The organism is Sphingobium sp. CR28 (genome assembly GCF_052327305.1).
In the GTDB taxonomy this organism is placed as follows: Bacteria; Pseudomonadota; Alphaproteobacteria; order Sphingomonadales; family Sphingomonadaceae; genus Sphingobium.
Genome location: NZ_CP182486.1, coordinates 2420196 through 2434410 on the forward strand (window position 1 = coordinate 2420196; position 14215 = coordinate 2434410).

General features: G+C 63.3%; 15 protein-coding genes. 6 read left to right on the forward strand and 9 right to left on the reverse strand.

The features are described from left to right. Positions 1-124: 124 nt before the first annotated feature. From ACNAOH_RS11625 to ACNAOH_RS11640, 4 genes are all read right to left on the reverse strand, one after another. Entirely contained in the window at positions 125-382 is a 258-nt protein-coding gene (locus ACNAOH_RS11625) for a hypothetical protein (RefSeq protein WP_443970335.1), read from the reverse strand. A gap of 117 nt (positions 383-499) precedes the next feature. Continuing rightward, a complete protein-coding gene (locus ACNAOH_RS11630) occupies positions 500-1000 on the reverse strand; it encodes a hypothetical protein (protein WP_443970336.1) in 501 nt (166 codons plus the stop codon). Between the two features lie 363 nt (positions 1001-1363). Then, positions 1364-2197 carry a hypothetical protein gene (locus ACNAOH_RS11635; RefSeq protein WP_443970337.1) on the reverse strand — a complete coding sequence of 278 codons (834 nt, stop codon included), beginning with the start codon at positions 2195-2197 and terminating at the stop codon, positions 1364-1366. Between the two features lie 65 nt (positions 2198-2262). Then, positions 2263-2484, reverse strand: coding sequence for an antitoxin PaaA2 family protein (locus ACNAOH_RS11640; RefSeq protein WP_443970338.1), 222 nt, complete (start codon positions 2482-2484; stop codon positions 2263-2265). A 107-nt stretch (positions 2485-2591) separates the two neighbouring features. Between ACNAOH_RS11640 and ACNAOH_RS11645 the strand changes: the two genes are divergently transcribed. Beyond that, positions 2592-2783: a type II toxin-antitoxin system VapB family antitoxin gene (locus ACNAOH_RS11645; RefSeq protein ID WP_443970339.1), complete on the forward strand. Its 192-nt coding sequence runs from the start codon at positions 2592-2594 to the stop codon at positions 2781-2783. Positions 2784-2876: 93 nt separating this feature from the next. Then, a complete protein-coding gene (gene vapC / locus ACNAOH_RS11650; RefSeq protein WP_443970340.1) occupies positions 2877-3266 on the forward strand; it encodes a type II toxin-antitoxin system VapC family toxin in 390 nt (129 codons plus the stop codon). A gap of 43 nt (positions 3267-3309) precedes the next feature. On the opposite strand, the gene ACNAOH_RS11655 is transcribed toward vapC, so the two are convergent. Continuing rightward, entirely contained in the window at positions 3310-4098 is a 789-nt protein-coding gene (locus tag ACNAOH_RS11655) for an HNH endonuclease signature motif containing protein (RefSeq protein ID WP_443970341.1), read from the reverse strand. Positions 4099-4231: 133 nt separating this feature from the next. Next, positions 4232-7150, reverse strand: coding sequence for an excinuclease ABC subunit UvrA (uvrA, locus tag ACNAOH_RS11660; RefSeq protein WP_443970342.1), 2919 nt, complete (start codon positions 7148-7150; stop codon positions 4232-4234). Between the two features lie 236 nt (positions 7151-7386). Between uvrA and ACNAOH_RS11665 the strand changes: the two genes are divergently transcribed. The 3 genes from ACNAOH_RS11665 to ACNAOH_RS11675 all read left to right on the forward strand — a co-directional run bounded on the left by ACNAOH_RS11665 (position 7387) and on the right by ACNAOH_RS11675 (position 10316). Then, positions 7387-8025: a helix-turn-helix domain-containing protein gene (locus ACNAOH_RS11665; protein WP_443970343.1), complete on the forward strand. Its 639-nt coding sequence runs from the start codon at positions 7387-7389 to the stop codon at positions 8023-8025. Between the two features lie 53 nt (positions 8026-8078). Further along, the gene (locus tag ACNAOH_RS11670; protein ID WP_443970344.1) at positions 8079-9290 is read left to right on the forward strand and encodes a serine hydrolase domain-containing protein; all 1212 of its coding nucleotides are present in this window, start codon (positions 8079-8081) and stop codon (positions 9288-9290) included. A 453-nt stretch (positions 9291-9743) separates the two neighbouring features. Next, positions 9744-10316, forward strand: coding sequence for a hypothetical protein (locus tag ACNAOH_RS11675; protein ID WP_443970345.1), 573 nt, complete (start codon positions 9744-9746; stop codon positions 10314-10316). An 81-nt stretch (positions 10317-10397) separates the two neighbouring features. Here ACNAOH_RS11675 and ACNAOH_RS11680 read toward each other — a convergent pair whose 3' ends face one another. Then, positions 10398-11276 carry a LysR family transcriptional regulator gene (locus tag ACNAOH_RS11680; RefSeq protein ID WP_443970346.1) on the reverse strand — a complete coding sequence of 293 codons (879 nt, stop codon included), beginning with the start codon at positions 11274-11276 and terminating at the stop codon, positions 10398-10400. Positions 11277-11371: 95 nt separating this feature from the next. Between ACNAOH_RS11680 and bla the strand changes: the two genes are divergently transcribed. Further along, the gene (gene bla, locus ACNAOH_RS11685) at positions 11372-12226 is read left to right on the forward strand and encodes a subclass B3 metallo-beta-lactamase (protein WP_443970347.1); all 855 of its coding nucleotides are present in this window, start codon (positions 11372-11374) and stop codon (positions 12224-12226) included. Positions 12227-12280: 54 nt separating this feature from the next. Here the strand turns inward: bla and ACNAOH_RS11690 are convergent, their stop codons facing one another. Both ACNAOH_RS11690 and ACNAOH_RS11695 read right to left on the reverse strand, forming a co-directional pair. Further along, positions 12281-13192 (reverse strand): DMT family transporter, encoded by a 912-nt coding sequence (locus tag ACNAOH_RS11690; RefSeq protein WP_443972124.1) that lies wholly within the window; start codon positions 13190-13192, stop codon positions 12281-12283. Between the two features lie 139 nt (positions 13193-13331). Further along, positions 13332-14168, reverse strand: coding sequence for a class I SAM-dependent methyltransferase (locus tag ACNAOH_RS11695; protein WP_443970348.1), 837 nt, complete (start codon positions 14166-14168; stop codon positions 13332-13334). Between the last annotated feature and the right edge of the window lie 47 nt (positions 14169-14215).

A 14215-nucleotide genomic window follows, 5' to 3' on the forward strand; every position in this document is an offset into this window, starting at 1 on the left:
GCTTTTGCCCCTCAATGAGGGGGTGGCCGGCGTCCCAACTACGGTGCGGGGGGAGGACGGGACGCCGGCCAATCATGTCATGCTCCGCCGGGGGGGATGGCGGAGCACGACATGAAGCTGTGTATCAGTTGGTGCGCGCGAGCGGATCGGGCGTCAGGGGAGACGGAGCCTCGGACATGCGCGTCGCACGCGGGGTCGAAGCCTTGCGGGCGGCGTTCGAACCGGTCGTCCGCGAGGCCCGAGCCTCCTCGACCTTCTCCTTCGCCTCGCCGTAGCGCGCCTTCACATCTTCCGCGAAACGATCCAGCGAACCGTTCTCATAGAGCTTCTTGCCGACAACACCGACGAGCGCACCGAAGACGAGGGTACGAAGAACAGACATGGGGCGATCCTTCCATTTGAATGACACGCATCCGGGCACGGATGACTTGCCACCCTTAACCAGTCATCGGGACAAGAGTTCCCAACAGCCGATCAAATGGCGATCAATTCAGGACCGCTATTTGCTCTTCCGGGTGGTCTTGGCCGTCTTGTCCAGCTTCACCGGCTGAAACTCGCCCAGGCCGCAGGTCGGCCCGCGCAGGGGAGCGGGGAGGGTGATCACCTGAATGGTGTCCACTGAGCAGAGCTGCTGCGTGGAGGTGCGATAGGCGAAGCGCCGCTCGAAGCCCAGGTTTGGGCAGGAGAGGGGCAGGGTGTTCCGATAGACCGTGCCATCGCGCATGATGAAATCGATCACGCTGTCCGACCGGACCTCCGACGTGCGGATGCGGTTCAGCAGGAGGCAACTCGTCGGCTTGCCTGCGGGCGTGGCCGAGGGCACGGGATCGCGGGGATTGGCCTTGCTCTCCTGCGCGCGCACCGGGGAGGCAAGCGCCAGGCCCGCGACGGCGAGCACCGCGAGCGCGGAAAGCGGCAGGAGCCGCCCGAGCGGGACGGATGAGGGCCGTGCACGGGCAATTGCGACGGGTGAGCGCGAGGGGAGGGACGTGCGCGACATGAAGGCGTCTCCAAGACTGATCCAGAAGCTCTGACAGAGAACCGGGTTTGCGTAATGATTTACGCGCGACGTCCTGAACATGCGATGAAAGTCATGGGGAAAGTCGCGGCGCCACGCGGCAAGCGCAGCGCGGGACAAGCCACCGGAGACCGCAACAGCTCCATGCGTGCAAAGGATCGTCTGGCCCATGAACGCATGACGGAGCCGCCCGCTCCGACCCGTATTGCGGAGCGACCCGATATCACAGCCCGATAGGAAGGGCTGGGGAGCGAGAGGGGAGACGCGAAAGGTTCTGAAAGTTACACCTCTTGAAGCAAAAAAAATCGAGCGGGCGGGAGAGCGCAGCGCGGCGTCGGGGAGTGCTCAGCCGGTCCTGTCTTCCGCCTCTGCGCACAAGACCGCGCCGGACACGCGCCTCGTCCCCCGCGCAGCGCGGCGAGCGGCGGCGCGACGCTCCCGCCGGGGCGGCTGGACGCCGAAGAGGACGGCGTGGGCCTGCTGCATCTCGTCCTGCGAGGGGCCAGTCCGGTTCAGATAGGCCACGGTCTCCTCCACGGTGAGTTGCCGCCAGTAATTGGTAGTGTGAGGCAGGCCCCACTGCTCCCCGCGAAAACCGGGCGAGGGTGGGCAATCGGTGACGAGCCACGGCCCGTTCTGCCAGACCTGATAGCGACCGGGCGCGAACCCGATGGGGTCGGCCGCGCCGGCCTCCAGCCGATCCAGACCGCCATCCCAGTCCTCGCGCAGCGTGCGGCGCGCCTGCGCATGACGCAGCATCGTGTCCCCGCGCGCGATGAGGGCAAGCAGCAGGCCATTATGGTGGACGCGCTCCTCCCCGATCAGCTCGCCATGATAATAGCGCTCCCGCACCGTGCCGTGAATGGCGCGCTCCAGCGCGATGGAGACGAGCCGGTCCATGCCGCGCTCCAGCGCAGCCTCCCACGCGGCATCGAACGCGCGGGCATCGGGACGGCGACGCAGGCGCCAGGCGGACTGCGGCGTCATCCCCACCGCGCGAGCGGCGGCGGTGACATTGGCGGTCTCCGCCAGATGATCGATGAAGGCGCGCTGGCGCTGCGGCGTCCAGCCATCATCGCGGCAGCGGACGGGAACCGGGATGAGGGCAGTGTCGGGGGCGGAGGCGCCGTCGTCTTCATAAGCGTCGGCGGGATCGATCGGGCTGTGGACGGTCATCATGTCCTCCTCAAGGGAAAGGGGACGGACCAGATATGATGGAATGGGGCGTGTAGGACAGGGGTGGTTTATTCGTCGAACCTATGGCCCGATTTGGGCGACGCATGGCGCGCCCGGAGCATGGCGAAGACTTCCTCCTGCGGGATGGTCGGCGCCGGGTCGGCCAAAGCCGCCTCTACGCGGCGCCTCAGAAGCGCTTCGAGAGCGCCTTCCTGCCGCTCCAACGACTGGCTCGGATTAGCGAGGACACCCGGAGTGACCGCGACAGGCTCTGCAGGGTTAGCGGGCATCGCACCAGTCTATGCCATTGTCACAACGGAGCAAGCCTTTGCCGCTTACCTATCTGACTTGAGACTTGCGCTACCAATGTGTAAAGCGGGGCAAAAGGATACACATCATGCGTACCAATATCGTTATTGATGACGGTCTTATCTCGGAGGCCATGAAGGCGAGTGGCGCACAGACCAAGCGCGAGGCGGTCGAGCGCGGTCTGAAGGCGCTGGTGCAGCTTTCCCGGCAGGGCGACATCCGCAAGCTGCGCGGCAAGCTGGACTGGCAGGGCGACCTTGACGCGATGCGGCGGGATTGAATAAACACTCTGCGTTCTCCGCGCCTCTGCGTGGATATATTCAGTTCGCGCGGAGCCGCAGAGTGCGCGGAGATCAGAGCGTGAGGGGGCAATATGGTCCTCGTCGATAGCAGCGTCTGGATCGATTACTTCCGAGGCGTGTCATCGCCGCAGACCGACAGGCTCGACGCGCTGCTGGGTCGGGAGCCGGTCGCGATCGGCGACTTGATGCTGGCCGAGGTGCTGCAAGGCTTCACCAAAGATCGCGATTTCGAGCAGGCGCTGGCGATGCTGGGTGCGCTGGACGTGATCGAGATTGGCGGGCGCGAGGTGGCGGTGCAGGCGGCGCGGAATTATCGGGCGCTAAGGGCGCGAGGCATCACGGTGCGCAAAACTATCGATACGCTGATTGCGACGCGGTGCATCATGGATGGGGTGCCGCTGCTTTATAGTGACCGGGATTTTGAGGGATTTTCAACCTTAGGGTTGGTGCGGGCCCATTAATGCATGCTCATAAAATCCAAGTCCTGGGCCATATATAAACAAATTAGGGCCCATAAAAGAAAGCAAAGCCATACGGCCTGTTTTCCATAAAAGATTGATCGCTTGCTAAACCAAAAACTCCTCCTTGGTTTCCCATTGCAAAACCACCTTCACAGGTTCCCCGCTCTATTCCTTTAAATGCTGCAATAATTTTCTTATCTTTAATATAAAGTCCGCTTTTGTCGCGTTCATCAACAAAAAATCCATGGTTTATTCTTATTTTTTCATTTGAAAAATCCATATCAAGTATTATTTCTGTCGGTGCGACACGAATTTTTAAATTCGTTCCTTGATATTTAATGTCCCAGATATTTACTGGACTTTTTAGCTCCCCTCTATCAATTAGTAATAATATTTCACCGTCTATAGTTGTGATGGCGGCCGAAAATGTGACCCATCCGTTTTCGCTATGTTGTACAAAATAATTTCTTCCATTTATCCAGATCACTCGATAATCGCCATCTCCATCAAGACCTGAGGCGATATTTGAACCAAATTCAACAATTCTATTTCGTCCTGGTTCAATATGCCAAGGACTGGCGTGTTCTCTTCCTTTATTAAATGGATTTTGTCGTCCATTCTTGACCCTATCCGAGCTCAGTCGCCCGGATGTCTTTTCTCTATGGTGGTTGGGGCACAGAAGTGCGAGATTAGAAATCTCGTGCTTATTTACAATATGAAATTCTTCGATGTGATCGTACTCAAAAATAGGCGCGCCACATAGGACGCATCCAAAAAAGCAGTCCTGCCTAACTAATCTTTTAGTCTCTTCTGGAATATTTCTATTATTCACCCTTTATCCTCCCCGCATAGCTAACCGGCTCATTCACCACTGGCTGCGGCGCGCCGGTCGCGACGATCTCGCCGCCCCTCGACTTCGTTCTCGACTATGCTCGAACTCCGCTCGGGACGAACGGGGGAAGGGATTACTCCGCAGCTTCCACCTTCTGCCGGGGTGAAAGCAACGGTTTCAAATACCGCCCCGTATAGCTTCTTGGCTCCTTGACCACCTTCTCCGGGGTGCCAGTCGCGACGATCTCGCCACCTTTCACGCCGCCTTCCGGCCCGAGATCGATGATGTAGTCCGCTGTCTTGATGACATCGAGATTATGCTCGATGACCACGACGCTGTTGCCCTGCTCGACAAGGGCGTGGAGCACTTCCAGCAGCTTACGGACATCCTCGAAGTGGAGCCCGGTGGTCGGCTCGTCCAATATGTAGAGCGTGTTGCCGGTCGCGCGGCGGGAAAGCTCCTTGGCGAGTTTTACGCGCTGGGCTTCACCGCCTGAGAGGGTGGTCGCCTGCTGGCCGACCTTCACATAGCCCAGGCCCACTTCGGCGAGCATCGCCATCCTGTCGCGGATCGGCGGCACCGCCTTGAAGAACTCGACCGCGTCTTCCACCGTCATGTCCAGCACGTCCGCGATGCTCATCCCCTTGAATTTCACTTCGAGGGTCTCGCGATTGTAGCGCTTGCCGTGGCACTCCTCGCAGGTGACGTACACATCCGGCAGGAAGTGCATCTCGATCTTGATGACGCCGTCGCCCTGGCAGACCTCGCAGCGGCCGCCCTTCACGTTGAAGGAGAAGCGGCCCGGCTTGTAGCCGCGCGCCTGCGCCTCCGGCAGGCCCGCGAACCAGTCGCGGATATTGGTGAAGGCGCCGGTATAGGTGGCGGGATTGGAGCGGGGGGTGCGGCCGATCGGCGACTGGTCGATGTCGATCACCTTGTCGAGATGATCGAGCCCGGTGATGCGATCATGCGCGCCGGCGACGACGCGGGCGCCGTTCAGCGCGCGGGCGCTGGCGGCATAGAGCGTGTCTATGGTGAAGCTGGACTTGCCCGAGCCGGAGACGCCGGTGATGCAGGTGAAGGTGCCGAGCGGGATGGACGCGCTGACGCCCTTCAGGTTGTTCGCGCGGGCATTGTGCACCGTGAGCTGCTTGCCCGATCCCTTGCGGCGCTTGGGCGGAACGGCGATCTCCCGCGTGCCGTTCAAATAATCGGCCGTGAGCGAGCCCTTGGTCGCCAGCACATCGGCCAGCGTGCCCTGGGCAACGATGGTGCCGCCGTGGACGCCCGCGCCCGGCCCCATGTCCACGACATAATCGGCAGCGCGGATCGCGTCCTCGTCATGCTCGACGACGATGACGGTATTGCCGAGATCGCGCAGGCGCTTCAAGGTGACGAGCAGCATGTCGTTGTCGCGCTGGTGGAGGCCGATGCTCGGCTCGTCCAGCACATAGAGCACGCCCGAGAGGCCCGAGCCGATCTGCGAGGCGAGGCGGATGCGCTGGCTTTCGCCGCCCGAGAGCGTGCCCGAGGTGCGATCGAGATTGAGATAGTCGAGCCCGACATTGTTGAGGAAGCCCAGGCGCTCGTCGATCTCCTTGAGGATGGCGCGGGCGATCTGCTGCTGCTGATCGGTCAGCTGCGCGGGCAGGGCCGCGAACCAGCCGAGCGCATCGACCACGGACATGCGGGTGGGCGTAGCGATGTCAGCCCCGGCGACCTTGACCGCCAGCGCCTCCGGCTTGAGGCGGGCGCCGTGGCAGGTCTCGCAGGGCTGGGCGGTCTGATATTTGCCCAGCTCCTCGCGCATCCAGGCGGACTCGGTCTGCAGCATGCGGCGATTGAGATTGCCGATGACGCCCTCGAACGCCTTCTTCACTTCGTAGCTCTTGCGCCCGTCCTTGAAGCGCAGCGTGACGGGCTTGCCGCCGGTGCCGTGGAGAATGACGAGGCGGACCTCCCCGGGCAGATCCTGCCAGGGCGTCTCCAGGCTGAAGCCGAACTCGCGGGCAAGGCTCTCGAGCACCTGCATGTAATAAGGCGAAGGCGGATTGGACTTCGCCCAGGGGACGATCGCGCCCTTCTTTAAGGACAGCGCCTCATTGGGAACAACAAACTGCTCGTCGAACAGAAGCTTTTCGCCCAGACCATCGCAGGCGGGGCAGGCACCCTGCGGCGCGTTGAACGAGAAGAGGCGCGGCTCGATCTCGGCGATGGTGAAGCCGGAGACGGGGCAGGCGAATTTTTCCGAGAAGACGATGCGGTTGGCGGGGATGCCGGCGTTCTTCATCTTGCCCGCATCGGCGGCTTCTTCCTCGCGGCCGGGCACCACGCCATCCGCCAGATCGACATAGGCAAGGCCGTCGGCGAGCTTGAGCGCCTGCTCGAAGCTTTCCGCGAGGCGCTGGGCGATGTCCGGCTTCACCGCGATGCGGTCCACCACCACCTCGATGTCGTGCTTATACTTCTTGTCGAGCGCAGGGGCTTCCTCAATGGGGTAGAATTCCCCGTCGATGCGCACGCGCGTGAAGCCGGCGCGCTGCCACTCGGCAATTTCCTTGCGATACTCGCCCTTGCGGCCGCGCACGACCGGCGCGAGCAGATAGGCGCGGGTGCCCTCCGGCAGGGCGAGGACGCGATCGACCATCTGGCTGACCGTCTGCGCGCTGATGGGGAGGCCCGTCGCAGGCGAATAGGGGATGCCGACCCGCGCCCACAGCAGGCGCATATAGTCGTAGATCTCGGTCACGGTGGCGACGGTGGAGCGCGGATTGCGGCTGGTCGTCTTCTGCTCGATGCTGATCGCAGGCGAGAGCCCGTCGATATGCTCGACATCGGGCTTCTGCATCATCTCCAGGAACTGGCGGGCATAAGCGGAGAGCGACTCCACATAGCGCCGCTGCCCCTCGGCATAGATGGTATCGAAGGCGAGGGACGACTTGCCCGAGCCGGACAGGCCGGTGATGACGACCAGCGCATCGCGCGGCAGATCGACGTCCACGCCCTTGAGATTGTGCTCGCGCGCGCCGCGCACCTTTATGTGGGTCAGCATTCGGTAAACCTCTGCTGACGGATATGGGTCAGAGTCATGCCGTCCGTTCTACGTCTGTTCTTTACGGGAATCCAGAACAGAAGATAGGAACGGCAAGCGCGCGATGCGAGGGGGAGTATCCATCGCGGGCCTCTTCCTGAGCCGTGACGCGCAAATTCCCGCATAGTCCGCAAAATTCAGCTTGTATTCCCGCCAGTCATGCCCGCGAATTCGTTTCGCCAGATGGAAGGAACGCAATGAAGTTCGGCGATTATCTCAGGCAATTGCGGATGCAGCACGGGTGGACCCAGCCCGAGGCGGCGGCGCGGGTGGGCATCGAGCAATCCTATCTCTCCAAGCTGGAGACGGGAAAGTCCGTGCCCTCCACCGAAATCTACGATCGGCTGGCGGGCGCCTATGGCATCGCGGCGAGCGAGATCCTCGACGTGCTCTTCCCCGAGGAGCTGGAGCGGCTGCGCGAGATCGACAGCCTGCGCACACTGATGCTGGCACAGTCCAACCGGCGGCGGACGGTCCCGCGCCGCTGGCTGATCGCCGGGCTGACGGCGCTGGCACTGGGCGGCGGGTTCACTGGCCTCTCGATGATCGATCGGGGCCGCGACATCACGACCTACACTTATGTCTCCGACGGCGTGCTGCCCAAGGGCGCGGGGGCGGACGCCGAGCCTGCCGTGCGCAGTGAGCAGACCCGCTTCATCACGCAGATGCGCGGGGCGTTCTTCACCGAGTCGCTGCCTCAGGGCGAGCGGCTCTGGCGCCTCACCGGCAGCGGCACGCAGTGGCAACCGGCCCGCTTCGGCTGGGCGCTGGTGCCCGGCCTCGCCTTCATCCTCGCAGGTATCGGCTGTGTTCTGATTTCCTCCCGCTGGACCTGACGGCCGAACCGGCCGCGACGTTTCAAACCCCCTCACTTCCGGAGTATTGACCGATGACTCATGCTGCCCTGCTCGCCGGGGGACTCTCGACCTGTGCCTTGTTCGCGAGCGCCCTCACCGCCGCTGCCCAGCCGGCCCCTCAAGGCCCCGTCGTTTCCGCCGCGCCCGCCACCAGCGCGGCGACGCTCGACGGCAGCATCGCGGCGCTGATGAGCCAGGCCGACGTGCCCGGCCTCGCCATCGCGGTGATCGACGGCAAGGACATTACTTATGTGAAGGCCTTTGGCTATCGCAACGTGGCCAAGCGCCAGCCGCTGGAGACCGATAGCATCATGTATGGCGCATCGCTGACCAAGGCCGCGTTCGCCTACACTGTGCTGCAACTAGCCGACGAGGGCCGGATCGACCTTGACCGTTCCATCGCCACCTATCTGCCCAAGCCGCTGCCCGACTATGACGAGGGCGACCGCAACTGGGGCACGCTGAAAGGGCAGGAGGAATGGCGGCGGCTGACCCCGCGCATCCTGCTCACTCATGCCTCCGGCCTTGCCAATCTGCGCTATCTGGAGCCCGACGAAAAGCTGCGCTTCCACTTTCCGCCCGGCGAGCGCTACGCCTATTCCGGCGAAGGCTTTTATCTGCTGCAGTTCGTGCTGGAGAAGGGGCTGGGCCTCAATGTGAAGACCGAGATGCAGCGCCGCGTCTTCGATCGCTTCGGCATGACCAATACCGACATGCAGTGGCGCGCGGACTTCGCGGACCATCTGGCCGATGGTTATGCGATGGACGGCAGCTTCGAGCCGCATGACGAACGCAGCACAGTGAGCGCATCCGGCTCCATGGATACGACGATCGCCGATCAGGCGCGGATGTGGCGGGGGATGCTGGCGGGAGAAGGCCTCTCAGCCGCAATGCGGGCCGAGTGGATCCGCCCGCAGCTGCCCATCCGCACTGCCTATGAATTCCCCACCATCGAGGCGAGCCGCACGCATGATCCGCGCCCGGCGACCATCGACCTGCAAGGCGCGCTGGGCGTGACCGTGTGGCGCGGCCCCCATGGCCCGGTCTTCTACAAGGGCGGGCACAATGACTGGACCGGGAACATCGCGATCTGCCAGCAGACGGAGCAGCGCTGCGTGGTGATGCTCTCCAACAGCACACGCGCAGAAATCATCTATCCGCAGATCGTGAAGCTGGTGCTGGGCGAGACGAATTTCCCCTGGTGGTGGGTCTATCCGCAGCTTCATGGGGATGGGGCGGGATGAGGGGGAAGATATTTTCTCAAGAAATGCCTAGGCGGCGTGGGAAAAATCCAGCCAGCATCAGGCTTGGATCAACGACTGGCCGTCCCGCAATGACGATCCCACATGTGTGCAGAAATGAATGTTTTTCCGGGCGCTTCGCGATAGACTGCGCCACATGAGGAAAGTGACCCAGCGGGATTGGTTCGCCCTATCTGCTCCGGCCATTGTCAGCATTCTGGCGGCCTGTTTCCACGGCCATCAGAAGGGATGGGTTGCTGGTGTAGTGACGGGAGCGATCATGTTTTCTTTCGCCGTTTGGATATGGCGGCGACAAATCATCAAATATCCCGAAAACACTTGGAAAGCCCGTCACTAGTCAGTTGTCCGCGCCCGCCCAGTGACCGTGAATGTTGCGATCCAGCAACTTTCGGTCCAAACTTCAGTGGCTATTATGACTGTAACGAATAATTTTACATGAGCCTCCTAGATGACCCTTATGAAGCAATAAGGGCCAATCCGACGGAATTTTGGAGCAAAGCGGACGGCGCCCGTTACATCGCCTACTGCCTTTGGACCCTCCGCCATGGTCAAATTATTGACCCTTCTCCTATTGGGGGCGACATTGAAGGTGCCCATACTGCTTTATTCTGGGGATGGCTGCGAGAAAGCAGCCTAGCGCTTGAGCTAATCGTGAAAGCTGTATTAGCTCAAATAGGTTATCGCAAAGAAGTACCAGCCAAGATACCGAGTACGCACAATATACCTCAACTTTGGAAAATGGCTGGACTCCATCGGACTTCTGAGCAGCAGGAGTATTTTCTTGCGACAGCGCATCAAACTCTAAGTTGGGCGGCACGCTATCCGGGGCCTCTTAAAGGCGCGCCCGACCTCTTCGAGCCCAGGGAAAGCCTTGGCCGTCGCATCAGCGTTTCTGTAGAATCTACTTTCTCTCGGAAGACCAGGTGGGACACTTTTGATGAGCTTTACCAAATCGCCCAGAGCGCATTTATTGCCGAGCAAGGAAAGTCTGACGACAGTAATTGTTAGGTAGAACGGGGTTTCCATGTATCGACGGGGCAGTTCGAGAGCATGTTCGTCCTATCCCGGTAACGACCTAACCGCGTTGGATTATCGGGTTTGGAAATATGTCTCCCCCCTGATCCACTCCCTAAACCGCCGCATCGCGTCCGTCTCGGGGCGGGACATGAGGCGGGTGAGCCAGTAGCGGCCGACATCGATCATGGGCGCGAAGGGTTGGACGAGCTGCTCGGCAGCGAGTTCGCGGGTGAACATCGCCGGGGGCAGGAGCGCGACGCCGAGCCCGGCGGCGGCGGCGGAGGCCATCAGCACCGAGCTATCGAAGACGGCGCCGCGCAGGCGCGGGGCGGGGACGCCGGCTTGCGCGAACCAGAGCGTCCACTCGTCCGCGCGATAGGATCGCAACAGCGGATGCTGGGCGAGATCGGCGGGGGAGCGCAGCTGCGCGGCGATGGTGGGAGCGCAGACGGGCGTCATGGGCGCCTCCAGCAGCGGCTCGGCATGGGTGCCGTGCCATGCGCCGTCCCCGAAGCGGATGGCGAAATCCAGCGCCTCTCCGGCGAGATCGGCGCGATTGTTATTAGTGGAGAGGCGTAGATCGATCGACGGATGCGCGCGAGCGAAGCCATCGAGCCGGGGGAGCAGCCAGCCGGTGGCGAAGGTGCCGACGACGCCGACCTTCAGCCCCTCGCGGAAGCGGCCATCGGCATATTGATCGAGCGTGGCGGCGACGCGATCGAACATCTCGGCCAGCACGGGGACGAGCGCGTGCCCCTCATCGGTGAGGGCAAGGCCCCGTGGCAGGCGATGGAACAGGCGGGTGCCGAGGCGCTGCTCCAACTGCGCGACCTGATGACTGACCGCGCCCTGGCTGACGCACAGCTCGATGGCGGCACGAGTGAAATTGAGGTGGCGCGCCGCCGCCTCGAACGCGCGCAGGGCATTCAAGGGGAGCTGGGCGCGATCCATGGTTCAGCTATGAATTAACCTCATGGCTTTGTCGAGAAATCATGCTTTGTGAGGCGGGGGCGGGGTGAGGCATCCCGGTGGGGAAGGAGACGCCCATGATCGCCACGCTGACACTCGCCGCCCTGCTGGCCGGAGCGCCCGCCGGTGACTCGCTGACCCGGCCGATGGCCGTGGACCGGGCCGGGGAATGGCTGGCGCCGCTGCCGCCGGAGGTAATTTTCAGGCGCAGCTACCTGGTGGGCTTCGGCGGGCTGAGCGTCGTGCTGATCGACACCGGGGAAGGTCTGGTGCTGATCGACGGCGCGCTGCCCCAGGCGGCCCCGGCGATCCTCGCCAATGTCCGCAAGCTGGGCTTCGACCCCAAAGACATAAAATTTATTCTGAGCACTGAGCCGCACTTCGACCATGCCGGAGGTCTGGCGGCGCTTGCCCGCGACACCGGCGCGACGGTGGTGGCAAGCGCGCGGGGTGCGGAAGGACTGAAGGCGGGAGCGCTGGCGAAGGACGATCCGCAGCGCGCTTATGGCGGCAGCTGGCCGCGCGTGGCGAAGGTGCGCGTGGTGAAGGACGGCGAAGTGCTGCGGCTGGGCCGCACCGCCATCACCGCCCATGCGACGCCGGGGCACACGATGGGCAGCATGAGCTGGAGCTGGCAAGCCTGCGAAGGGCGGACGTGCAAGACGATCGTCTTTGCTTCCAGCCTCAATCCCGTCTCGGCCGAGGGCTACAAATACACCGCGCCGGCGAGCGCGCCGATCGTTCAGGGGTTCGCCGCGAGCTACCGGCGGATGAACGCGATGCCGTGCGATATCCTCATCTCCGCGCATCCGGACAATGCCGGGCCTGGGCGGTATAATGCGGAGCCGGGCGCCTGCCGCGCCTATGCGGCGCGATCGCAGAAGCTGCTCGGAGAGCGGCTGGCGCAGGAGCGGAAGGAGTCTACCAAGTAGAATTTGTCGCATCGTTTACGCGGAAAACCGGTTCCCACTTTTCCGCACGATGCTTCAGATCTGATCGATCGCGAGCGGCTCGGGGCTGGGCGGCGTGCGGCGCACCCGCTCGCGCCAGGCAATGTAGAGCCCGCTCGCCACGATGAGCACCGCGCCCGCCCAGGTGGCGGGGCCGGGCCACTCGCTCCACACCAGCCAGCCGAGCAGGCTCGCCCAGAGCAGGCTGGAATAGTCCATCGGCAGCACGACGGAGATCGGCGCCCATTTGAGCGCGACGGTGAGGCAGATCTGGCTGACGCCGCCGCCAAGGCCGATCAGCGCGAGCAGTCCCCACTCGGTCGCGTCATGGGGCCGCCCAAAGATCGCGAGCCCGACGCCCAAGGGCACCAGCGAGATGACGCAGAACCAGAAGACGATCGCCAGCGGCTCCTCCGTGCGGGCGAGCTGGCGCAGCAGGATCGAGACGCAGGCGGTCATGAAGGCGCCGATGAGCGCGATGGTGCCGCCGAACAGCGGGAACGCGCTGCTCCCCGGCTGCACCATGATGAGCATCCCCACAAAGCCCATCGCCACCGCGCCCCAGCGATGGAGGCCGGTACGCTCCTGAAGGAACAGCGCGGACATGATGGTGGCGAAGATGGGCGCCGTGAAGCCGATGGTCGTCGCTTCCGCCAGCGGGAGCAGGACGACGCCCAGAAAGTTGAAGATCATGCCGCCCATGCCGACGACCGTCCGCATGATATGGCCGCCGGGGCGATCCGTGCGCAGGCACGCGAAGCCCGGCCCGAGCGCGAGGCCCGCCACCACCACGGGGATCGCGAAGAGCTGACGGTAGAACAGCGATTCCACGACATGAATGCCGCGATCCGACGCGATCTTCACCAGCGCCAGCGTGGCCGCGAGGCAGGCGGCGGCGGTCAGACGCACGAGAATGGCGAAGAGCCGCCGCTCTCGTGGAGGGCTCATGGTCGGGGAGATGTTCTCTGCCACGGGCCTGCCTTAGCCCGCCCCGTGCCTGTGCAACAAGGGCGGGCCGGACATTCAGGGCTGACGGCCTGCGAATGCCGTCATCATCTGAATGTCCAGGCGCTGTCTCTGCCCCAGGTCAGCGCGGCTTGCGGAAGCGCAGCGTCATCCGGTCGCTCTCGCCGATGGCGAGATACTTCGCCTTGTCCGTCTCGCCGTTGCGCAGCGAGGGCGGCAGCGTCCACACGCCGGTCGCCCAGTCGGCGGTGTCCTTCGGGTTGGCGTTGATCTCGCTCTGCGCCTCCAGCACGAAGCCGGCCTTCTCGGCGAGCGCCTTCACGGTCGAGAGCTTGAGGTAGCCGCTGGACTTTTCCAGCGCCGTATCGCGGCTCTCGGGCAGGCGATGATCGACCACGCCCAGCACGCCGCCCGGCTTCACCAGCGTGAAGAACTGGCGGAAGGTTTCCTCCGCGTTGCCGCCCATCACCATGTTGTGCACGTTGCGGAAGGTGAGCAACGTATCGACGCTGCCCGGCGCGACGGCGCTGCCGACCGGCCAAGTGACGAGCTTCACCTTGCCGTAGGTGGCGGGATCGGCGTCCAGCTTGGCCTTGACGCCATCGAACCCGCGACCGGCGGACTGCGCCGCGTAGAAGGTGCCCTTGTCCTTGAGGAGGGGAGCAAGAATCTCGGTGTACCAGCCGCCGCTCGGCGCATATTCCAGCACGGTCTGGCTGGGCGTCACGCCGAAGAAGGCGAGCGTCTCGGCGGGATGGCGATATTTATCCCGCGCGACATTGGCCGGAGTGCGGGTCGGTGCCTTCACTGCAGCGGCGATTGCGGGATCGACCGCGACGGCCGCGGTGTGGCCCGCATGGTTCTCATGCTGGGCGAGGAGCGGCGCGATCGCGAAGGGGGCAGCGAACGCGACGGAAAGGGCGATAAGGGGCATTGCGTGCCGAGGGCGGCGGAGCATAGGGGGCATCCTCTCTCTGAAGAGTCAGTGAGGGGCGACCGTGCCGA

Excerpts from the sequence above, each read along its gene's own strand:
- uvrA (WP_443970342.1), bottom strand. The coding sequence starts at position 7,150 with ATGCTGACCCACATAAAGGTGCGCGGCGCGCGCGAGCACAATCTCAAG.
- ACNAOH_RS11645 (WP_443970339.1), top strand. The coding sequence starts at position 2,592 with ATGCGTACCAATATCGTTATTGATGACGGTCTTATCTCGGAGGCCATG.
- vapC (WP_443970340.1), top strand. The coding sequence starts at position 2,877 with ATGGTCCTCGTCGATAGCAGCGTCTGGATCGATTACTTCCGAGGCGTG.
- ACNAOH_RS11670 (WP_443970344.1), top strand. The coding sequence starts at position 8,079 with ATGACTCATGCTGCCCTGCTCGCCGGGGGACTCTCGACCTGTGCCTTG.
- ACNAOH_RS11625 (WP_443970335.1), bottom strand. The coding sequence starts at position 382 with ATGTCTGTTCTTCGTACCCTCGTCTTCGGTGCGCTCGTCGGTGTTGTC.
- bla (WP_443970347.1), top strand. The coding sequence starts at position 11,372 with ATGATCGCCACGCTGACACTCGCCGCCCTGCTGGCCGGAGCGCCCGCC.
- ACNAOH_RS11640 (WP_443970338.1), bottom strand. The coding sequence starts at position 2,484 with ATGCCCGCTAACCCTGCAGAGCCTGTCGCGGTCACTCCGGGTGTCCTC.
- ACNAOH_RS11675 (WP_443970345.1), top strand. The coding sequence starts at position 9,744 with ATGAGCCTCCTAGATGACCCTTATGAAGCAATAAGGGCCAATCCGACG.
- ACNAOH_RS11665 (WP_443970343.1), top strand. The coding sequence starts at position 7,387 with ATGAAGTTCGGCGATTATCTCAGGCAATTGCGGATGCAGCACGGGTGG.
- ACNAOH_RS11690 (WP_443972124.1), bottom strand. The coding sequence starts at position 13,192 with ATGAGCCCTCCACGAGAGCGGCGGCTCTTCGCCATTCTCGTGCGTCTG.
- ACNAOH_RS11635 (WP_443970337.1), bottom strand. The coding sequence starts at position 2,197 with ATGATGACCGTCCACAGCCCGATCGATCCCGCCGACGCTTATGAAGAC.
- ACNAOH_RS11680 (WP_443970346.1), bottom strand. The coding sequence starts at position 11,276 with ATGGATCGCGCCCAGCTCCCCTTGAATGCCCTGCGCGCGTTCGAGGCG.
- ACNAOH_RS11695 (WP_443970348.1), bottom strand. The coding sequence starts at position 14,168 with ATGCTCCGCCGCCCTCGGCACGCAATGCCCCTTATCGCCCTTTCCGTC.
- ACNAOH_RS11630 (WP_443970336.1), bottom strand. The coding sequence starts at position 1,000 with ATGTCGCGCACGTCCCTCCCCTCGCGCTCACCCGTCGCAATTGCCCGT.